The following is a 20,945-nucleotide window of genomic DNA, read 5'->3' as shown; positions in this document are numbered from 1 at the left end:
GTTATTTACTTGTTTTTGTCATTTTACGAACATCAAAGTTACAAAAATATATTGGAAAAATAAAATACATATTCTTAGATTTTTAGATTTTTCAATCCATAATATTCATAAAATTATTTGGTAGTTTTGATACTAATCATCAGGCATTAAACCTCCTTTTTCGTTTCAAAAGTCATACATTCTGTACTCATTAATTTCTTATGCTAGAATAAAAAATTAGTATGACTATATTAACGGTGATTTTAAAACTACAAAATAGTCGTTCCAAATGAATAATTTTCTTTTACTTTACCACGACTACAAAATAATTTTTTTTGCCTTTTTGTAACAAGATAAATTTTCCGTCTATCAAATCGTTTTCAGAGGCTACAAACCCTTCTGTTACTTTTTCTTTATTAACCGAAATAGCGTTGGCTGTAAGGTCGCGACGGGCTTCTCCACGTGATTTCAAAAAGCCTGATTGGTCAGCAAGTAACTCCACAATATTTGCACCGATAACTTCCTCTTTGGCAAGTTCCTTTTGTGGAACACCATCAAAAATTTCTAAAAACATTTTACTATTGAGTCCTTTCAAACTTTCGGAGGTAGAATTTCCAAACAGAATTTCCGAAGCCTTTACGGCGTTGTCATAATCCTCACGAGAATGTACCATTACGGTGATTTCTTCGGCTAATTTCTTCTGTAAAATTCGCAAATGTGGTGCTTCTTGGTGTTGTTTTGTAAGTTCGGCAACCTCTTCTTGCGTAAGCATCGTAAAGATTTTGATGTACTTTTCGGCATCTGCATCAGAGGTATTGAGCCAATATTGGTAAAACTTGTACGGCGAGGTTTTTTCAGGGTCGAGCCAAATATTTCCTCCTTCGGATTTCCCGAATTTTGTTCCATCAGCTTTGGTAATGAGCGGACAAGTCATTGCGTAGGCTTTTCCACCGGCAATTCTTCTAATCAATTCGGTTCCTGTGGTGATATTTCCCCATTGGTCAGAGCCTCCCATTTGCAAAGTCAATCCGTTTTCGCGGTACAAGTGCAAAAAGTCGTAACCTTGTAACAATTGATACGAAAACTCGGTAAAAGACATTCCTTCTGTGTTTTCTTTTGGGTCAAAGCGTTTTTTTACCGAATCTTTTGCCATCATATAATTCACGGTGATGTGCTTGCCAATATCACGGATAAAGTTTAAGAACGAAAAATCTTTCATCCAATCGTAATTATTGACCAAAATAGCTCTGTTTTCGGCAGTGCTTTCAAAATCAAGGAATTTTGCCAATTGTTTTTTGATTCCGGCAATGTTATGCTCTAAAACCTCGTTGGTCAAAAGGTTTCTCTCCGCCGATTTCCCTGATGGGTCGCCCACCATTCCCGTAGCACCCCCCACAAGAGCATAAGGTCTATGACCGCAATTCTGAAAATGCTTGAGCATCATTACCCCCACCAAATGCCCAATGTGGAGTGAATCCGCCGTTGGGTCAATTCCCACATACGCCGAGCGTACGCCCTCTAAAAGATGTTCTTCCGTTTCAGGCATCATATCCTGAATCATTCCACGCCATTGTAATTCCTGTATGAAGTTTTTCATTGTTTTTATTATTCTTATATAATTATGAATTATTTTAACACACTGTTATTTAGTTATTTAAATGCATAAATCAAAAATACTTAGTGAAATTAGAAATCCGCAATTTTGTATGATATACACCAGTAAATTTTTCATTTTGCAAAGATACGTTTTTTGTCCTTGCTATGGATATTGTAATAAGATATTTTTCCTTAACTAACGTTGTAAATCACTCGAATTGAACGAAAATTCGGGATAGCCTGAAAACTAATTTCAGTACGTAGGATGTATTTTTTTACGTTTTCAGCGGAATGGGTAAAAGGAATTTTCAGTAGAATGTCCTTGATATATTCATTTCGTATACGAGAAACTAAAGGGCTTTCAGGGCCTAAAATATGTATATCAGTATGTTTTTCAAATCCTTGACGTAATGATTTTCCAAACCAATCGGCTCCTTCTGTAACTTTATTAAAATCGGCATGTTTGAATGAAATTTTTATCAATCGAACCATTGGTGGATACAAAAATTCCCTGCGTTCAGCTATTTGATTGTTGAACATATCTCTAAAATTGTGTTCCAATACCTGTTTCAGTACCGGATGGTTCGGATTGTAAGTCTGAATCAATACTTTACCTTTTCTAGTACTCCGTCCTGCTCTTCCAGAAACCTGAATTAGTAATTGGAAACTACGCTCATAAGCCTTATAGTCAGGAAAATGAATGAACGAATCGGCGTTCATCACTCCTACCAAACCTACATTTTCAAAATCTAATCCTTTACTAATCATTTGTGTGCCCACCAAAATTTGAGTTTGTTGTTGCTCAAATTTCGACAGTATTTTTTGATAGCCATATTTTCCGCTTGTGGTATCTTGATCCATTCGGTCAATGGTCACTTCAGGAAAAAGTTGAGCCAATTCCTTTGTGATTTGCTCTGTTCCAAATCCTTTGGTTATCAATTCATTACTTCCACAAGCAATACAATTATCAAGTATTGGAATAGCATACCCGCAATAGTGACAACGCAATTGTTTCCTACCCTGATGATACGTTAAACTAACGTCACAAGCGGGACATTGAGCTACTGTTCCGCAACTTTTACATTGTATTTCAGGAGCATAACCTCGTTGATTTTGGAATAGAATTATTTGCTGTCCTTCTGACAAGGTAGTTTGTATCTCTTGGATAAGTTTATCAGAAAAATGCCCTGTCATCTGTTTCCGAAAATGTTTATCTCTAATATCAATCAACTCAATATCAGGGTATTGAAACTCACCAAATCGTTTTAGTAAATACGCAAATCCATATTTTTTACGCTTAGCATTGTATAGGCTTTCAATTGAGGGGGTAGCCGAACCTAGTAACACCCTAGCATTCTGTATTTTAGCTAACATAATGGCTGTGTCACGAGCTTGAAAACGAGGTGCAGGATCAAATTGTTGGTAAGAAGCATCGTGTTCCTCGTCGATTATGACTAATCCTAAATTGGAAAAAGGTAGAAATACGGACGAACGAACTCCTACAATTAGCTGATTTTTAATATTTTCATTGAGTACATTATTCCAAACTTCGACCCGTTCATTAGTTGTATATTTGGAATGATATACCCCTAATTTATCTCCGAAATGCTTTTTCAAACGATTGATCAAATGTTCCGTAAGTCCAATCTCAGGTAATAAATACAATACTTGTTTGCCTTCATCTAAACATTTTTGAATCAGATGTATGTAGATTTCAGTTTTTCCAGAAGCGGTAACTCCTTGAAATAAAACAACTTGGTTAGTATTAAACTGTTCATTAATTTGCTTTAAAGCTGTTAGCTGAGCCTCGCTGAGCGATTTACTTCCAATCAATTCACCTTTGAAATTGATTCGGTCTTTTTGGATGTAATATTCCTCAAAAATTCCTTTTCCAACCATTGATTTCAAAACAGTAGCCGAAACGTTAGAATCGGAGAGCAATTTTTCTACCTTTAGAGGAAGTTTATTACGCATCATCCAATTAAAATAGGCTACTAATAATTGCTTTTGCTTTACTGACTTACCGACATCCTCAAAAACAGCTTTCATCCCTTCATCCGATTGGTATTTTTCTGCCAAACGAATGTATTTTTCTAATTTAGGTACGTATTTTTCAAATATTTTTTCAGAAATACGAATGGCTCCTTTTTCTAATAAATTTTTAACCACTTTCAAAGCTTTTCGTTTTCCTACAATTTGATTTATTTCCTTAGCAGTGAGTGCTGTTTTATAGGATAATGCCTCATAAACCATCCATTCATCATCTGAAAAAAGAGTCATTTCCAAATCAGTTTCGTCCCTCTCCACGATAGTTTCACTCTCTAACAAAAAAGCTGATGGCATGGCTGCTTTAAATACATCTCCCAACCAACACATATAGTAGTCCGAAATCCATTTCCAAAGTCGTAATTGAGAATGATTTACAATAGGGGTTTCATCCAAAATATACTCAATATCTTTGGTTTCGTATGAAGGTTCTGTAGTGTGTACACTCTCTACCAAAGCCGCATATACTTTTGATTTCCCGAAAGGTACAGCAACACGCATCCCTGGTTTTAGGAAATTAGCTTCTTCCTTAGTTACGTTGTATGTGAATAGTTTTCGCAACGGAATGGGAAGTATAACGTCAATGAAATAAGCCATTTATCGTATTTTTTTAAGTCGTAAAAGCGAAGCGTTGAGTTCAAATCCCAACAAAAGAATATTAGAATTTAACCAAATGTACAACAAAAAAATCAACAATGCTCCAATGGAACCATATAATTGATTGTATTGTGAAAAATTTTCGATGTAAATACCAAACAAATAGGTGGTTAATGCAAATAATAACACTGTCAGAATTGAACCTATGGAAAAAAACTTACTTTTTTTACCCTCCTTAGTACCAAAGAAAAACAGAATAGAAGTTGCTAAATAGATAATGACAGTTACAAAACCAATTTTTGACCATTGAATGATAGTTTCTGTACTGTAAAGTAGTCCTGTTCTCTCCAAGTATGGAACTATGTAAATGCCATAGTAAATAAACATTGCTATCACAATCAGAATCAGCAAAGCAATAATGATTGCTACCATTAAAGCAACCATATACTGACGGATGTAAGTACGTGTTATTCGTACATGGTAGGATGATTCAAAGCCTCCAAAAATAGCTACTATTCCATTTGTCATCAGTAATATAGATAATAAAAAAACTGATGAAAGTAATCCTCCTCGGCGGTTATCGGCTATGTCAAAAAAAATACTCGAAAACAGTTCATTAGTGCCAGGAGGCAATAGCCCGTCAATAAAACTCCAAACGTCAATTTGAAAAGTGTCAATCGGTACGTACGGAATCAAATTCAGTATAAACAACAAAAACGGAAAAATAGCTAAGAAAAAACTAAATGAAATAGCGCTAGCACGATAGGTCAATGCCCCCTTGACAATCCCAACAATGTAAAGCTCTAAGAAATCGTATAGAGAAAAACTATTTTGCGAAATGGTTACTCTTTTCAGTAATGCAACAAGGTTTTTCACTACAGGAATTTTAGCTAATTTTTGTTCTATTTTTTCCGACATATGTTTTTTGTTGAAGTAGGGTAATTATATCTAATTGAGGATGAGTTTTTTAAGCGTTAATTTCGAAAGTAATTAGCTTTTCTTTTAGTCAGTAAATTTTAGGCTAAGAACTACACTTGATGACAAAAGTATAAAAAATATTTCACAATCGAAAGATTTTTTGCAGCTCGAGTAATAAGCTAATGGCAACTTGTAAATAGGTTTTAAAATTAAATTATATGAACAAAAAAAGACTTTTACGAAGTTTTTACTTCGCAAAAATCTTCAATTATCTTGTACTGCTTGAGCTTTTAACTCTCAAAAAGTAGCTATGCTGATTTTTTAGCTTTTCTTGCTTCTCTTTTCTCTTTGATAGCTTCCATAATAGCTCCTCCTACCCAGTAAGGAACTACGAAAGTCAATAGGAAAATCATCAACCAAAAACCGATAGTTGCGATGCCTAAAAACACTAAAAATCCTAAATATTGGTCAAATTCAAACATAATCTTAAAATTTCGCCAAATGTACAAATTTTCGTACATATTCAAAAATAAATTCTTTACATTTTTCTGTTTTTGAATCTAATTTAAAATACTTTTAAATTATTTTTCTACAGGTTTTCCTGCACCGCTCCACTGCATAAAACCCCCATCTAAGTGCATCAAGTTTTTAAACCCAGCCTTTTCGAGTATTGCATAGGCTTTTGAACTGCGTCCACCACTTTTGCAATATATGTAGACAGTATCCTCTTTATCGTATTGTTTTTCAAAATTTTCTAAGAAATCATCTTCAAAGAAATCTATGTTAACGGCTCCTTTCAGATGTCCATCAGCAAACTCTTCTGCAGTGCGTATATCCACTAATTTGTCGGTAGCTTTTGGCTCATAGTCTTTGATTTTGATGTTTTTTTCTGAAGGAATGTTGCTACAAGAAAAAAGCCCCATAGCTAAAATTAAAATTGATTTTTTCATAGGTATTCGTTTTTTATTCAATTTACATTCATTATAATTAAATTTCACCATGAATAGTATGGTCACATAGTAATTAGGTATTATTCTTACTCTTGTACAAACAGAAGAATGTTACTTATGTTTTATCTTTAAGCATTGGAACAAATTGAAAATCACCGTATTCCGTTTTGTGAAATTCCGTATCTGATATACGTTCAAAAAGGGTCATTACTTGGGTTTCTATTCCAATAGGTACTACTAATCGCCCCCCTATAGCTAACTGAGATAACAACGTCATAGGCACTTCGGGAGCTCCTGCTGTCACTAAAATACGATCGAATGGAGCTTCGTTTGGTAAACCTTTATAACCATCGCCAAAATACATTTTTGGCAGACGAGACATTAATTTAGGTAATAACAACTGCGTTTGTTTGAACAATTTGTGTTGACGTTCAATCGTATAAACTCTTGCTCCTAAAAAAACTAATACACAGGACTGATAGCCACTACCAGTACCTATCTCCAGCACCTTTTGTCCTGCCGAAACTTCTAATAATTCAGTTTGAAAAGCCACTGTGTAGGGTTGTGAAATTGTCTGTCCTTCTCCTATAGGAAAAGGCTTGTCTTGATAGGCGTGCATTTCAAAACCGCTGTCCATGAACAAATGACGTGGAATTATGCGAATAGCCTCTAAAACATCTTGGTCTTTTATTCCTTTGGTTCTGAGCAAATCAACTAACTGATTTCGCATTCCTTTATGTTTCAAGGTGTCATTTAGTTGTAACATAACAATCGTTTATCCTCAGTGAGCAAAGGTATTATTTTTTTTTCATTTTTGTAAAATTATTTAGTTCAAAAGTCATACTTTTTTTATTAACTTTGCCCTGAAAACATATCAATATAATATTTTATGAAGAGGATTAGTATCATTGTGATTCTGTTGGTCGTTTTTTCATGTAAAACGAATCCATTTACAGGTAAAAGTACGTTTAACTTTATGCCGAATAGTAATTTATTTCCATTGTCTTTTTCTCAATATTCTTCTTTTTTGAGTGAAAATAAGGTCATTACTGGAACTAAAGAAACCGAAATGGTAAAGAAAGTGGGGCAACGTATTGCGAAAGCAGCTCAAATGTGGTTGGAACATAACGGATATAAAGATTATCTAAAGGACTATCAATGGGAATATAATCTGGTACAAAGCGATCAGGTAAATGCTTGGTGTATGCCAGGAGGAAAAATTGTAGTTTACACAGGAATTTTACCTATCACACAAACCGAAACAGGCTTAGCGGTGGTTATGGGACACGAAATAGCACATGCTTTGGCTGACCATGGAGCTCGACGCATGAGTGTAGGTACAACACAACAACTTGTCGGAATGTTAGGAAACGTAGCTTTACAGAACAGTAAGTATTTAGATGAGTTTAATATGGCTTATAACGTTGGTTCTCAGGTAGGTGTAACCCTTCCTTTTAGTAGAGCTCATGAAACGGAAGCGGATGAAATAGGAATTCAAATCATGGCAATAGCAGGATATGATCCAGAAGAAGCACCAAGACTATGGGAACGCATGGATGCTAATAGTTCAGGTGGCACCATTGAGTTACTCAGTACACACCCTTCAAATGCCTCAAGGATAGCTAATCTCAAAAGTATGGTTCCTAAAGCAAGAGCCGAAGCTGCAAAATTTGGTATTAGAACGTTCCAATATAACTAAGTTACTTTCGTATTCTGAGAGTAGATTTTCAATCAATAGGCAAATTCCCTGATTTAATTAAGTTAAGTTAGGGAATTTGTGTGTTTATGACCTCAAATAAAAATAAAAATTTTACTAATGCCAAAAAAATATACGGACTTGGTATTAATGGTACTGTATACGAATATGGGTTGAGTAATATTTTGTAAAATTTGATGGGTAATTACGGAAATCAGTAATGCAAAAAACGGTTGAGGTAGCTTTATTGTTTCCAAGTTGAGCGTATTAAAGGGCTGTTCAAGATGATAAAAGTTTTGTATTTTAACATTTTGGACGGTTTCTTTTTGTTTATAAGATAGAATGTTTATATTTTTGCGTTATTCTTTATTTGGAATGAAACTCATGTCATTATTATGAAAGCAGTATTATCTTTACTATTTATCCTATTTTTCTTCTTTTCTTTTTCCCAAGAGAAAACAATGACTTTAACTTTGGAGCAGTTAGTGACGATGGCAAACGGTCAGTCTATAGCTTCGTTTAAGGCAAAAAATATGTACCTATCGAATTATTGGAGTTTTAAGTCGTTCAAAGCAAACCGATTACCTTCTCTTTCACTGAGTATGACGCCTTTGCGTTACAATAGGGATTTTGTAAGGCGGTATGATTCCCAACAAAATATCGATGTGTACCGCCCACAACAAACCTTGTTTTCACACGGAAACCTTTCTCTAATTCAGAATTTTGATTGGTTAGGGGGAACCTTTTTTGTAGACTCAGAGTTAGGGTATCATCGTAATTTTAGCGACAATAAGTTTACACAATATTCAAGCGTACCCATTCGTATAGGATACAGACAGCAACTTTTGGGGTATAATCCGTTTAAGTGGGAAAAAAGAATCGAACCCATCAAATACGAAGCTGCCCAAAAAGAGCTTCTTTATAACTTGGAACAAACAGCAGAAGAGGCTACCGGCTACTTTTTTAACTTAGCGATGGCACAAGCGGAATACAAATTAGCAAAAGAAAAAATACAAAGTGCAGATACGTTATACAGCATCGGGAAAGAACGTTTTGAAATCGCTGCCATTCGCCAGTCTGACCTCATGACGCTACATTTGGATAAAATCAATGCTGAAAATGCTTTACAAACTGCTGAAATTAGTGTAAAAAGAGCAATGTTTGCGTTGGTTTCTTACTTAAACTTGGAAAAAGATACTAAAATTTTGTTGGATATACCCCAAAAGGTAAAAAACATCACCATAAACCCTGAAGAAGCACTCAGTTATGCCAAGAAAAACAATCCTAACTTCTTAAAACAAAAAATACAGCTATTGGAACTACAAAAGACGGTGGATAAAACCAAGCGAGAAGCGAGATTTAATATGGGTGTTTCGGCAAGTGTAGGTTTTAATCAAGTAGCTCCGAGTTTTGACAAGGTTTATAACTCCCCCTTACAGCAGGATGTGTTTGCCATCACGCTTTCTGTTCCGATTTTGGATTGGGGTGTGAATAAGGGCAAGTACAATGTGGCAAAAAGTAATCTTTCGGTGGCGGAACTCTCTACCAAACAAGAAGAAATTAAAATTGAAGAGGAAATACTGATGACTTTGGGAGACTTTCAGGTACAACAGCAAATTATTGTTAGTGCACAGGAAGCCTTGGAGTTGGCATCACAAGCATATCAACAGACTCAAGAACGATTTATCATTGGTAAAGCGGACATTAACAGTCTTACCCTTGCCAATGACCGACACCAACAAGCACAACGCAATTATATTTCGGCACTTCGAAACTATTGGTTGAATTATTACAAAATACGAAAATATACCTTATTTGATTTTGAAGTAGGGGAATCCATACAAATTGATTTTGATAGTTTGAATTAAAATAATTTGTTAATAGTAAAATTAATTGTTACTTTTGACAAAGTTCTGTAGTGTATAATTATAAAAATGAAACAGTTTACGTACCTTATTTCCTTTCTTTTGTTGATTTCTTGTAAAAATGAATCAATACGTCCTCAAAGTGACAATCAAATTAAAATAGACCCAAACAAAAAAGAGCTGTTTTTTGACATTAAACAAGCTCAATTTTCTGAAACGATACCTCTTGAGAGTACAGAGCATTCTTTATTGGGTAATATTGATAAAATGTTAATAAAGAATAACCATATGTATATTCTTGATAAGGAGATTGCAGAGGCTATATTCGTTTTTGATGAAAAAGGAAAATTTATCTACAAAATAGATCGTTCGGGGCAAGGACCAGGAGAATATTCGTCCTTAGATGACTTTACTATCGATGAGAAAACAGGATCGTTGTTAATTTTAGATGCAGATCAGAGAAAAATTCTATATTTTGAAGGTTCTACATTCACTCACGAGAAAAAAATACCATATGATATTAGTTTTATCTCTTCTAACGGGGAAAATTTCATTGGTGTAACTAATTATTGTGACGGTGAAGGGCAAGAATGTCACCATGTGTTGTTGTTTGATAATGATTTTAATCTCATCAAAAAAGAGGAATCTTTCGTGTATGACCCTCAAAAAATAGAATGGGATTTAAGATTACCTCTATTTACATATGCTCAAAAAAACTTTTATACAAAATCTTTTTCAAATTATATTAAACTTGTAAATGAAGACAGCGTAAGAAATTTTGTACACATAGATTTTGGAAGTAACAATCTGCCTGAGAATGTGTTGAATTACGATAGACAAAAACTCTTAGATTATTTAAAAAAAGAAAAGAATGTTGCTTATCTAATAGATAATTTTATGATGGATGAAAATCTTGTTTACTTCAATTTCTTCTATAATCAGAAGTTGTTATCCGTTTTTGTATCTACTGAAGATTTTAGTAAGAACAGATTATTCCATAACATAATAACTATGGAAAAAGTATCTCTAACTCCTCTCTATATGCATGGTGGTTTTATCTATTTCGTAATGGACTCAATGCAGTGGAAAATCAAGCCGATGCAGATTCGGAAGACAGCCATACAATGGAATCTAATCCCATTCTGTTAAAAGTTAGTAGTGAAAAAATAGCAGGTTTATTTTTTAGCAATTGATAAATAATGATTTAAAAAATGAAATTTATTAGAAATGCCTTATCTTTAATAGCTACTTTGCTTGTAATCAGTTGTAACTCGGAAAATAAATCGATTGATTATCTGCAAGTTGACGTTAAATTAGAAGATAATACTATTCATCTTTCAGATATTTTTTCTTCGGTAGAGATTGTGCCTTTACAAACAACCGATTTATCCTTGATTACAGATGGAGCTCAGCTAAAATTTTCCGATCAGTTCATTTTTATTGAAAGTAATAAAAGTATCAAATTATTTGATTATGAGGGAAATTTTGTTAAAAATATCGACCGCAAAGGCAATGGAGCAGGGGAGTACTTGGGTATTTCAGATTTTTATGTTGATGATAATTCGAAAAAAATTGAAGTCCTTGACAAGCGTCAGAAGAAAATATTGCAGTACAACCATAATGGAGATTATTTAAGTGAAATTCCATTGAATTTTTGGGCAGTTAAATTTACTCGAGACACTAATAAAGATTTATTTGTTTACAGCGGAAACGAGAGAGATAACAATAATGCGTACAAATTCAATATATTTGATAATGAAGGGAAAAGTTATCGCTTTTATGGGATAGACGAAAAAAAGAGTAAGTTTTTACACATTTTAAACTTGGTACACTTTTATAAAAGTGGAGATGAAATGTTGTTTTTTGAGCCTTTTAATGACACCATTTACAATTTTAAAGAAAATAAATTAAAGCCGAAATATGTCATTTCATACAATGGAAAGAACGTACCTCCATCATTTTATGAGGATAACAATTTTTCAAATGTGTTCGAATTCTTCCAAGAATTTAAAAAGTATGGTTACATAAACTCCACATACAACGCATTTGAAACCCAAACAAAATTATATTTTCAATGTTTCAAACAAAGTGAAAAATACCTGATTTCATACGATAAAAAAACAAGTAAGTCATTTTCTTATAACAAAATTGTAGATGATTTATTTTCAAAAGGAAAGGAATTGCCTTTTCAAGAATCGGATATCACTTTTTTTGCAGAAAACAGTACGGTAATGTTTATGGTACACCTCTCGTGGATTATTGAAAATAAGATAAATGAGCTATATCCTAACCTAAATAACCTCAAAGAAGATGATAATTCGTTGTTATTTATCGGAAAATTAAAATAGAAGTTGGGCATTTCTTTATTGAATATTTTTCAAAACACGAAAATACATCTTGTTCTTTGATTTTTAAGGGAGAGAGGAGATGTAAATTAATTTAGAAAATAATTTGTGAAATGTAAAGTAACTACTACCTTTGTAGAAAATTTTAACACTAAAACATTATCAGTAAAATTTTTAAAAGCTTACTAATTACAGGTATTGTAGCGATAAGCAGTTATGGAATTAGTCAGAGTATTGATAATGATACTACTGAATTGAGTGGAATAACATTAGCTAATATAGAAGCATTGGCTGATGGAGAGGGGAATACGAATGATTGCTCTAAGAATGGGTATAAAAAATGGTTTGCAACGACCAATATCCCGACGCAGCGGAAAGAAGTTTTTAGAGATTGTTGGTGTAATTCAGCTGAAGGTTACGACCCTCAGGCTTGTTCAGTAAATTAAATAATTTTGTGAGTTATGAAAAGCTATATTGGAATTGTTTGTTTTTGCATATGTTTTACTTTCGTAAGTTGTGAACAGAAGGATAAGACATTGAAATTCAGTGATAATCCTGTGGAATTGTTCTTTAAGGATAGCATTCCTATAAACCAGTTGCTGAATGTTGAACAAATGCAAGTAACAAACAATTCCAATTTGGTAATTAGAAATTCAGCAACAGATACCATTTTTAGTGTATATGATTTGCAAGATTTGAAACATATAGGAAATATTGGATATAAAGGGAGCGGTCCGAATGATTTTTTGATGCCTTTGATAATTCATGCAGAGAGCGATTCTCTTTTTGTATTTGATTTCGCAAAAGATGGGTTTAGTTGCATTATAAACAAGAAAAATAGTCAATTATGGAAAGGATTATTTATAAAAGAAACTCCTCTGTCTATGTTGCTCACTGAAAATAAAATCGTGTTAGACACCAAAGATGGTGAGAGACTTCGGTTGGTTACTTATGATACTTCAGTTGGCGAATTAAATGAATTATTTTCTTTTGAAGAAATCAACAATTTAAATATTCCTATAAATCTAAAAACAGGATATTGGACAAAACTTTCTAAAAAGGACATTTTTGTTTACGCATATCAATATATTCCGAAAATTGATATTATTTCTTCAAGTGGAAAATTGTTGAAGACTATTTTATATGAAAATCAAGCTTTTCCTTCTTCCAATGACAATGTGGATTATGGAAAAGCGATGGTATATAATTTTAAAGTATTGGCATCATCGGAACATTTTTTCATTTACAGAATAAATCAGGAGGGCGGAAAAATAATGGATAAGGATATAAAAACGTTTATCGACAAATATTCGTTGGAAGGTGAGTTAATAGAAACATATCAATTAAACACCTTTTTTAAGGATTTTGTTATATGGAATGATTTATTAGTGGGAGTTAAATATCCTGAGCAAGATTGTTTTATGATTTACGAATTTCCAAAGAAATAAGCCTTTGAATTTTTGAGCATTATAAAATGGTCTTCTAACTTAAATTGATTTTGGCATTTTTTGATAATTTTTAAAATGAATAAGATAACTATTTTTTCCTTTGTTTTTTCAAAATCAAGAATGAGTTATTGGGTTAAAAATTTGAATTAGATAGAAAATATTGGAAAATAAAATATCTTCATTCAGCATTATTTTAGTGTTTTTGTGCATTTCTTTAGCGGGAATAGCACTTGTTCCTTTATTGCCTGTAAAGTTAGCACCCTCCCAAAATCTCCCTGCTCTGACGGTGTCTTTTTCGATGCCCGGAAGTGCATCGCGTGTGGTGGAAATGGAAGCTACTTCAAAGATAGAAGCGATGCTTTCCCGTATTAAAGGTATTAAAAAAATTACTTCTCGTTCGGGAAATGGTTGGGGAAGCGTTTCCTTGGAAATGGATAAACACACTTCCATTGATGTTGCTCGTTTTGAGGCATCCACCGTTATAAGGCAGTTGTGGGGCGATTTACCAAGAAGTGTTTCTTATCCACAATTGCAAGTGCGTCGTCCTGATGAAAATGCTAACCGCCCTTTTCTAAATTATACGCTCAATGCTTCAGCACCGCCTATTACTATTCAAAACTATTGTGAAAATAGCATCAAACCCCGACTTAGTGAGATTGAAGGTATCTACAAAGTGGATGTAAACGGAGCAACTCCTATGGAATGGCAACTTCAATACGACAACGACCAACTGAACCGAATGGGAGTAAGTGTGGACGAAATCCAACGAGCCATACAGTTGCATTATAATACACAATTTTTGGGTATTGGAGAAATTGAAGATAGTGGAAATGTTCGAAAATTTGCACGAGTTGTCTTAGGAGATGCCTCTGAAAAAGAAACTTTTGACGCTTCCAAAATTTCTGTCACCAATAAAGACGGAAAGATACTCTATTTGAATCAATTAGTAAATGTTAGTAGGGTTGAACAAGCTCCCCGAAGCTATTATCGTATCAACGGACTCAATTCCATCTATATTTCCATTTCGGCAGAAGAAAATGCCAATCAATTGCAGTTGAGTAGCGAAATCAAAAAATTGATGGAAGATATTAGAAAAAATCTTCCGCAAGGGTATGAATTACATCAGAGTTACGACGCTACCGAATACATCAAAGATGAACTCAACAAAATTTACTTCCGAAGTGGGCTTACTATCCTGATTTTATTGGCTTTTGTATTGCTCATCTCACGAAATTTTAAATATCTGTTCCTTATCGTTAGCAGTTTGTTCATCAATCTGGCAATAGCTGTTGTGCTGTATTATTTTTTACGTTTGGAAATACAACTCTATTCACTGGCAGGGATTACCATTTCCCTCAATTTGATGATAGACAATACTATCATAATGACCGATCATTTGCAAACCAAAAATAATCGAAAGGTCTTCTTACCAATTTTGGCAGCTACACTAACTACCATCGGAGCTCTTTGTATGATTTTCTTTTTAGATGAACGATTGCGACTCAATTTGCAAGATTTTGCGATGGTAATTGTTATTAATTTGGCGGTTTCGTTGCTCGTTGCCTTGTTTTTCGTACCTGCAATGATGGAAAGAATTAAAATCGCTAACAAAACACGAAAATCGCGACAGAAATTCCGTATATCGAAGCGTTTTATCGTAAAAACGAGCCTGTTTTATCAAAAAATCATTTTGCTTTTAAAGAAAGGGAAATGGGCTGTATATGTATTTTTTATTCTTTTGTTTGGACTACCTGTTTTTTTGCTTCCCGATAAAATTGATAAGGAAACTCGATGGGCGGAGCTGTACAATAGTGTTTTCAATACGGCAACTTACAAAGAAAAAATAAAACCCATAACGGATAAGGTTTTTGGAGGAACCTTGCGTTTATTTGTTCAGAACGTATATGAGCGGGGATATTTTGACCGAAATCAGGAAATGGTCTTAACCATCACCTCTTCAATGCCCAACGGGACTACACTCTCTCAGATGAATACTTTGGTACAGCGAATGGAAAGTTATCTTTCTACTTTTTCTGAGATAAAACAGTTTCAAACCTCTATAAATAGCCCTAACAGAGCTTCCATTTCTGTGTATTTTACCAAGGAAGCGGAACGCTCGGGATTTCCGTACAGACTGAAAAATAGTGTGATTACCAAAGCCTTGGAATTGGGTGGTGGTAGTTGGGGCGTTTTCGGACTGGAAGACAGAGGATTTAGCAATGACGTGAAAGAAACTGCGGGAAGTTTTTCTGTAAAATTATTGGGATATAACTACGATGAGTTGAACACTTGGGCAGACTCTCTGAAAAATAATTTACTGAAACATCGTCGTATCCAAGAAGTAACCATCGGTTCAGATATGTCTTATTATAAAGATGATTATCAAGAATTTATGTTTAACTTAGATAAAAAACAACTTGCCATTCAGAATATGTCTCCTTCTCGATTGTTTAATTCGCTTTCGAGTATGTTTGGGAGAGATATTTGGGTAGGAAGATTGTTTGTTGACGGACAAAATGAAGATATCGTACTTCACAGCAAGCAGTCCAAAACATACGATATTTGGGCATTGCAACACGCTGGAAATCATTTTGACGAACAATTTCATAAACTGAATCAATTTGCTCAAATCACCAAAGGACAAGCTCCTCAGGAAATCGCTAAGGAAAATCAACAGTACCGGTTGGTAGTACAGTTTAATTACATAGGTTCTTCTCAGCAAGGAAATAAAGTACTCGAAAAAGAGATAGAAAAGCTCAACAACAGTCTTCCTTCGGGATATAAAGCCGAAAAACAAGGCTGGAATTGGAATTGGGGAAAAGATAAAAAACAATATTGGCTATTAGGACTGCTCATAGCGATTATCTTTTTTACTACTTCTATTTTGTTCAATTCGCTTAAACAGCCTTTTATAGTTATTTTGATTATTCCTATATCGTTCATTGGAGTATTTCTTACGTTTTATGGTTTCGATTTGAATTTTGATCAAGGCGGATTTGCTTCGTTCGTATTGCTTTCAGGGATTACGGTAAATGCTAATATTTACATTTTAAATGAGTATAACGGTCTTCGTAAAAAATACCCTAATCTTTCCTCAGTAAGAGCTTATTTGAAAGCGTGGAACAGTAAAATCATTCCGATATTACTTACCATAATTTCTACTATTTTAGGATTTATCCCTTTTGTAATCGGACTTAAAAGAGAGGCTTTTTGGTTTCCACTTGCTGCAGGAACGATGGGAGGATTGCTCTTTTCGCTGGTAGGAATTTTTATATTGTTACCGATGTTGGTTGTCAAAAGAAAATAATCTTTATGTTTAAAAATTGAAAAGTTCACACTTTAAGGACTATTTAGTATTTCAAAAAATAAAAGATGGTAGATAAAACAAAAGACCAACAAATAACGCTGTGGATTGAAATGTATTCAGAGTCATTGCTCAATAGGGCTTTATACTTGGTTTCGGATAAGGAAGATGCGGCTGATATCGTGCAAGAAGTTTTTCTTGTAGCTTACACTTCATTTGAATCTTTTCAAGGGAAAAGTAGTCCACTTACGTGGTTGTACAATATTCTTCACAATAAAACAGCCGATTTTTATCGGAATAAGTATAAAAATCCTGTCAGTACGAGTCTTTCTGATTTTTTTGATGAAGATGGAATCTGGACAGATCAGAGCGTCTTAAACTTTTGGCAAGAAATATCAGAAAATTCCTCAGAAAAGGAAGATTTTTCACGAGCTTTAGACGAATGCATCGAAAAACTGCCTCAACGATGGAGGTTTCTCGTTAAACTTTATTATTTAGAAGAGAAAAAGACGGAAGTAGTCTGTCAGGAAATGGAAATTTCAACGACTAATATGTGGAAAATATTGCAAAGGAGTCGTTTGCAGCTCAGAAAATGTTTGGAAATTAATTGGTTTGGAGATGTTTAGCAGAATTATTCATTATTTTATATTGCCTTGTAGTGAAATTTCATTGCTTATTGAAAAGAAAACAGCAAGGAAAATTTCTTTCTTTGAAAAAATACGTCTTTTTTTACATCTGCGGTTGTGTCGTTTGTGTAAAATGTATCACAAAAAAGTAATGTTTTTGGATAAATCACTTCAAAATACAGAAATCACTGAAAAAAAAGTTGTTTTTAATCATTCTGAAATTCAGTTATTTAAGCGTAAAATGAAAGAAAATTTAAAAAAATAGTTCTTTTTTTGTCAGGTTTTTTAAAAGTTAACGACTATAAGGATGTACGATTAATCATACATTTTTAATAGATAACCTTTTAATAATTAAACCAGATGGAAAAACAAATTTCAAATTGTCCGTTGTCGGATGAAAAAATCTACAAAATAGGCTATTACGTATCTCTTTTCGGGACAGCTTTAATTTTATTTTGGATAGGAATTTTCAAATTCACAACAGCTGAAGCCAATGCGATAAAACCTTTGGTCGAAAATCATTTCTTAACATTTTGGGCATACGATTTGATGAGTGTACAAGCCGTTTCAAATCTTGTCGGTATCGTTGAAATTACATTGGCTTTATTGCTTTTACTCAGTCCGTTTTTTCCAAAATTGAGAAAATATGCTGCCTACGGAATGATAGTAACTTTTTTAATAACAATTAGTTATTTGTTTACTACTCCAAATATGTGGCGAAAAGTAGAATGGCTACCAATTACAGATTTTTTTATACTGAAAGACCTTGTATTGTTGGGTTTCAGCCTAATGTTGATAGGAAAACAAGAAAAAAAATAATTTTAAATTAGATGTCAAAATGAAAAATATAATTACTTTTATGGCGGTATTGCCTATCATGATTTTGCTTACAAGTCAATGCAAAATCTCAAAGGAATCAGTGAAAATTCAAGAGTCAGTTATGAAAAAGCAGAATATGGATATCAAAACAATGAATAACAAAAAGGATATGAAAGAAATTTATTTTGCGGGAGGTTGTTTTTGGGGAACAGAACACTTCTTTAAGCAAATTCGTGGTGTTATTGCCACTCAAGTTGGGTATGCCAACGGAAATACCCAAAGGCCAAGTTATGAAGAAGTATATACCGATAAAACGGGATTTACGGAAGCTGTGAAAGTTGTTTATGACCCGAAAGAGGTTGATTTACAATTGCTTTTGGATTTATTCTATAAAACTATCGACCCAACCAGTTTAAACAAACAAGGAAACGATATAGGAACACGTTATCGCACAGGGATTTATACTGTTGATGATTCTGATAGAAAAATAATTGAGAAATCACTTAACGAATTGGCTTCCAAATATAATCAGCCGATTGTGGTGGAGAATTTGCCTTTGAAAAATTTCTATGATGCGGAAGAAAATCATCAAAATTATTTAGATAAAAATCCGGATGGGTATTGTCACATAAATCCCAAATTGTTTCAGGTGGCAAAAGAAGCTAATCCTTTGCCTAAAAACGGTAAAAAAATGTACGAAAAACCGACCGATGACGTATTAAAGGATAAGCTTACCAAAATTCAGTATGAAGTTACACAAAAAAACGCTACGGAACGTCCTTTTCACAATGAATATTGGAATGAATTTCGCGAAGGAATTTATGTGGATATTACCACAGGTGAGCCTCTTTTCATTTCAACAGATAAATTTGAATCGGGATGCGGTTGGCCAAGTTTCTCCAAACCGATTGATAAAAAACTCATTGCGGAGAAAATAGATAAATCGCACGGAATGACCCGTGTAGAAGTTCGAAGCAAAACAGGTGACGCTCATTTAGGACACGTATTTACAGATGGACCTTTGGACAAGGGAGGATTGCGTTACTGTATCAATAGTGCTTCTCTGCGTTTCATTCCAAAGGAAGAAATGAAAAAGGAAGGTTATGGTGATTATTTGAAACTGCTGAAGAAATAAATTCTTCTTATTAGATTTGGACTTCTAATAAAAATGTTCACAAAACAACAAGAGACCATATTCAAACGGTCTCTTGTTGTCTTATAAAGCAACCTCAAAGATGTAGGTATTTATTTCGAATTTTTGTACTGTGTCATTAGTTTTCTATGAAAATCTCTTTCTGCATTTTTCAATAATACTAATTTTTGTGCAGAGATAACTTTTAAAAGTTCTTTATCTTTATCCTTGCTTATTTTTGAAATTTTATCTCCTAATTCAGTGTCTTTTTTCAAAATTTCCAAAGCCTCTTTTTCGGTCAGATTCTCTTTCTTAGAAAAACCATGTCTACGACACGTTTTGGCTTCGGTATGTAAATCGTGTAAAATTTTATTATATTTTTCGTATATAGGCCAAAACTTTTTTGCCTCTTCAGCAGTTAAACTCACTTCTTCGGTGATATATCCTATTTTTAGAGTTTTTATACGCTCATAGTTATCCTCTTTTTGAGCAAAAACAGAAAAAGTAAATAAATTAAATAACAAGAAAGTATAAATCAATTTCATAATTACCTATTTTTTTTAATATTCATCTAATCTATAATCGTATTCTGACAAGTAACTGTCAATATTTCCAAAGGATTGTATGTCCCCGACCAAAAAATTATCTAAGTGAACATCTTCAGATTCTTCAACTATCAGGTAAGATTTATCTTCGATATATATATCGCTAAAATAACCCTGAATCTCTGCCGAAGTTAAATCCGAAAAATGAACGTTATTATTTTCATTGTGAGATGTATACATCCAAACAGAAGAGAGTATGAGAGCTGTAAAAACCGATGCCACGGCATATCTGACAAATGAGAACATCCGTGTTTTCGTTTTTTTCGTTGTAGCTTTCAAAATAGCTTGTTTTGACTTCTCAAAATACTTCTCCGGAACAATAAATGTTTCTTTATTAGGTGCATACTCTTCCAATTCAACCCTATTCATCAATTTCTTTTTGAACTGGTCAAAATAATTTTCGGGCAGTTGCATTCCCGATTGAATATGTAAATTATCTTCGTTCATTTCCTCTAAGACGATAAAAAAGTAAAAAAGTTTAATGACTTTCTAAATAATTTTTAATTTTCTGTACAGCATGATGATATGAAGATTTCAACGCTCCCACTGAAGTACCCAAAATTTCAGAAATTTCCTCATATTTCAATTCTTCAAAATATTTCATATTGAATACAATTTGCTGTTTTTCAGGTAACGAAGATATGGCTTGTTGGAATTTTCGCTCAATTTCGTCGCCTTCAAAATAAGTATCAGCTTCTAAGTGCGAACTTCGGTCGTATTGCAAATCTTCGATAGTACAATTTTTCTCATTAGCTTTCTTTTTCAAAAAATCAAGAGCTTGATTGGTCGCTATGCGGTAAATCCATGAAAATAAAGAGCTATCTCCTCTGAAATTTTCAATACTTCGGAAAATTTTGATAAATGTTTCTTGTAATACATCATCAGCATCATCGTGTGAAATTACAATACGACGGATATGCCAATAAAGTCGCTTTTGGTACAAATCGACCAAAATCTCAAAAGCCTTTCCTCTTTTTTTCTCATTTTGAAGTTGTGATATGAGCTCTTTTTCGTCCAAA

Annotated in this window: 19 protein-coding genes; 10 read left to right on the top strand and 9 right to left on the bottom strand. The window is 33.6% G+C overall.

From position 1 onward, the window contains the following. Positions 1 to 283: 283 nt before the first annotated feature. The 6 genes from tyrS to CCAND38_RS08960 form a co-directional block, all read right to left on the bottom strand. The gene (gene tyrS / locus CCAND38_RS08985) at positions 284 to 1,576 is read right to left on the bottom strand and encodes a tyrosine--tRNA ligase (protein ID WP_042344946.1); all 1,293 of its coding nucleotides are present in this window, start codon (positions 1,574 to 1,576) and stop codon (positions 284 to 286) included. A gap of 191 nt (positions 1,577 to 1,767) precedes the next feature. Beyond that, positions 1,768 to 4,218: a replication restart helicase PriA gene (gene priA, locus CCAND38_RS08980; RefSeq protein ID WP_042344945.1), complete on the bottom strand. Its 2,451-nt coding sequence runs from the start codon at positions 4,216 to 4,218 to the stop codon at positions 1,768 to 1,770. Further along, positions 4,219 to 5,136 (bottom strand): YihY/virulence factor BrkB family protein, encoded by a 918-nt coding sequence (locus CCAND38_RS08975; protein WP_042006254.1) that lies wholly within the window; start codon positions 5,134 to 5,136, stop codon positions 4,219 to 4,221. It abuts the gene before it with no gap. Positions 5,137 to 5,444: 308 nt separating this feature from the next. Further along, a complete protein-coding gene (locus CCAND38_RS12005) occupies positions 5,445 to 5,657 on the bottom strand; it encodes a hypothetical protein (protein WP_064504536.1) in 213 nt (70 codons plus the stop codon). A gap of 60 nt (positions 5,658 to 5,717) precedes the next feature. Continuing rightward, positions 5,718 to 6,086, bottom strand: a complete 369-nt coding sequence (locus CCAND38_RS08965; RefSeq protein WP_042006284.1) for a rhodanese-like domain-containing protein — start codon at positions 6,084 to 6,086, stop codon at positions 5,718 to 5,720. A gap of 115 nt (positions 6,087 to 6,201) precedes the next feature. Continuing rightward, positions 6,202 to 6,852 carry a protein-L-isoaspartate(D-aspartate) O-methyltransferase gene (locus tag CCAND38_RS08960; RefSeq protein ID WP_042006253.1) on the bottom strand — a complete coding sequence of 217 codons (651 nt, stop codon included), beginning with the start codon at positions 6,850 to 6,852 and terminating at the stop codon, positions 6,202 to 6,204. Positions 6,853 to 6,975: 123 nt separating this feature from the next. On the opposite strand from CCAND38_RS08960, the gene CCAND38_RS08955 reads away from it, so the two are divergent. From CCAND38_RS08955 to msrB, 10 genes are all read left to right on the top strand, one after another. Next, positions 6,976 to 7,785 (top strand): M48 family metallopeptidase, encoded by an 810-nt coding sequence (locus CCAND38_RS08955; protein WP_042006252.1) that lies wholly within the window; start codon positions 6,976 to 6,978, stop codon positions 7,783 to 7,785. A 392-nt stretch (positions 7,786 to 8,177) separates the two neighbouring features. Continuing rightward, positions 8,178 to 9,650, top strand: a complete 1,473-nt coding sequence (locus CCAND38_RS08950) for a TolC family protein (RefSeq protein WP_042344942.1) — start codon at positions 8,178 to 8,180, stop codon at positions 9,648 to 9,650. Positions 9,651 to 9,716: 66 nt separating this feature from the next. Further along, positions 9,717 to 10,796: a DUF4934 domain-containing protein gene (locus CCAND38_RS08945; protein WP_042344940.1), complete on the top strand. Its 1,080-nt coding sequence runs from the start codon at positions 9,717 to 9,719 to the stop codon at positions 10,794 to 10,796. Positions 10,797 to 10,858: 62 nt separating this feature from the next. Continuing rightward, complete coding sequence (locus CCAND38_RS08940; RefSeq protein WP_042344939.1) at positions 10,859 to 11,995, top strand: DUF4934 domain-containing protein; 1,137 nt, start codon at positions 10,859 to 10,861, stop codon at positions 11,993 to 11,995. A gap of 155 nt (positions 11,996 to 12,150) precedes the next feature. Beyond that, the gene (locus CCAND38_RS11550; RefSeq protein ID WP_082023507.1) at positions 12,151 to 12,438 is read left to right on the top strand and encodes an NVEALA domain-containing protein; all 288 of its coding nucleotides are present in this window, start codon (positions 12,151 to 12,153) and stop codon (positions 12,436 to 12,438) included. A 15-nt stretch (positions 12,439 to 12,453) separates the two neighbouring features. After that, a complete protein-coding gene (locus tag CCAND38_RS08935) occupies positions 12,454 to 13,440 on the top strand; it encodes a hypothetical protein (RefSeq protein WP_042344937.1) in 987 nt (328 codons plus the stop codon). A gap of 160 nt (positions 13,441 to 13,600) precedes the next feature. Next, positions 13,601 to 16,747: an efflux RND transporter permease subunit gene (locus CCAND38_RS08930; protein ID WP_197066350.1), complete on the top strand. Its 3,147-nt coding sequence runs from the start codon at positions 13,601 to 13,603 to the stop codon at positions 16,745 to 16,747. 65 nt (positions 16,748 to 16,812) lie between these two features. Further along, a complete protein-coding gene (locus tag CCAND38_RS08925; protein ID WP_042344935.1) occupies positions 16,813 to 17,370 on the top strand; it encodes an RNA polymerase sigma factor in 558 nt (185 codons plus the stop codon). A gap of 360 nt (positions 17,371 to 17,730) precedes the next feature. Beyond that, positions 17,731 to 18,189, top strand: a complete 459-nt coding sequence (locus CCAND38_RS08915; protein ID WP_042344933.1) for a DUF417 family protein — start codon at positions 17,731 to 17,733, stop codon at positions 18,187 to 18,189. A gap of 19 nt (positions 18,190 to 18,208) precedes the next feature. Continuing rightward, on the top strand, positions 18,209 to 19,324 hold the full coding sequence (gene msrB / locus CCAND38_RS08910; protein WP_042344930.1) for a peptide-methionine (R)-S-oxide reductase MsrB: 1,116 nt from the start codon (positions 18,209 to 18,211) through the stop codon (positions 19,322 to 19,324). Positions 19,325 to 19,434: 110 nt separating this feature from the next. Here msrB and CCAND38_RS08905 read toward each other — a convergent pair whose 3' ends face one another. The 3 genes from CCAND38_RS08905 to CCAND38_RS08895 are packed head-to-tail and all read right to left on the bottom strand — an operon-like array spanning position 19,435 to position 20,944. Continuing rightward, positions 19,435 to 19,866, bottom strand: coding sequence for a hypothetical protein (locus CCAND38_RS08905; protein WP_042344929.1), 432 nt, complete (start codon positions 19,864 to 19,866; stop codon positions 19,435 to 19,437). Between the two features lie 15 nt (positions 19,867 to 19,881). Then, entirely contained in the window at positions 19,882 to 20,373 is a 492-nt protein-coding gene (locus tag CCAND38_RS08900) for a hypothetical protein (protein WP_042344928.1), read from the bottom strand. A 31-nt stretch (positions 20,374 to 20,404) separates the two neighbouring features. After that, positions 20,405 to 20,944, bottom strand: a complete 540-nt coding sequence (locus CCAND38_RS08895) for an RNA polymerase sigma factor (protein ID WP_042006236.1) — start codon at positions 20,942 to 20,944, stop codon at positions 20,405 to 20,407. Position 20,945: the final 1 nt, after the last annotated feature.

Origin of the sequence: Capnocytophaga canis, assembly GCF_000827555.1 — a bacterium.
GTDB lineage: Bacteria > Bacteroidota > Bacteroidia > Flavobacteriales > Flavobacteriaceae > Capnocytophaga > Capnocytophaga canis.
This window is presented reverse-complemented; position numbering and strand designations above follow the sequence as displayed.

Coding starts and splice junctions, on each gene's coding strand:
- priA (WP_042344945.1), bottom strand. CDS start 4,218: ATGGCTTATTTCATTGACGTTATACTTCCCATTCCGTTGCGAAAACTA.
- CCAND38_RS08925 (WP_042344935.1), top strand. CDS start 16,813: ATGGTAGATAAAACAAAAGACCAACAAATAACGCTGTGGATTGAAATG.
- msrB (WP_042344930.1), top strand. CDS start 18,209: ATGAAAAATATAATTACTTTTATGGCGGTATTGCCTATCATGATTTTG.
- CCAND38_RS08935 (WP_042344937.1), top strand. CDS start 12,454: ATGAAAAGCTATATTGGAATTGTTTGTTTTTGCATATGTTTTACTTTC.
- CCAND38_RS08915 (WP_042344933.1), top strand. CDS start 17,731: ATGGAAAAACAAATTTCAAATTGTCCGTTGTCGGATGAAAAAATCTAC.
- CCAND38_RS08965 (WP_042006284.1), bottom strand. CDS start 6,086: ATGAAAAAATCAATTTTAATTTTAGCTATGGGGCTTTTTTCTTGTAGC.
- CCAND38_RS08950 (WP_042344942.1), top strand. CDS start 8,178: ATGAAAGCAGTATTATCTTTACTATTTATCCTATTTTTCTTCTTTTCT.
- CCAND38_RS12005 (WP_064504536.1), bottom strand. CDS start 5,657: ATGTACGAAAATTTGTACATTTGGCGAAATTTTAAGATTATGTTTGAA.
- CCAND38_RS08960 (WP_042006253.1), bottom strand. CDS start 6,852: ATGTTACAACTAAATGACACCTTGAAACATAAAGGAATGCGAAATCAG.
- CCAND38_RS08900 (WP_042344928.1), bottom strand. CDS start 20,373: ATGAACGAAGATAATTTACATATTCAATCGGGAATGCAACTGCCCGAA.
- CCAND38_RS08940 (WP_042344939.1), top strand. CDS start 10,859: ATGAAATTTATTAGAAATGCCTTATCTTTAATAGCTACTTTGCTTGTA.
- CCAND38_RS08945 (WP_042344940.1), top strand. CDS start 9,717: ATGAAACAGTTTACGTACCTTATTTCCTTTCTTTTGTTGATTTCTTGT.
- tyrS (WP_042344946.1), bottom strand. CDS start 1,576: ATGAAAAACTTCATACAGGAATTACAATGGCGTGGAATGATTCAGGAT.
- CCAND38_RS08955 (WP_042006252.1), top strand. CDS start 6,976: ATGAAGAGGATTAGTATCATTGTGATTCTGTTGGTCGTTTTTTCATGT.
- CCAND38_RS08905 (WP_042344929.1), bottom strand. CDS start 19,866: ATGAAATTGATTTATACTTTCTTGTTATTTAATTTATTTACTTTTTCT.
- CCAND38_RS08975 (WP_042006254.1), bottom strand. CDS start 5,136: ATGTCGGAAAAAATAGAACAAAAATTAGCTAAAATTCCTGTAGTGAAA.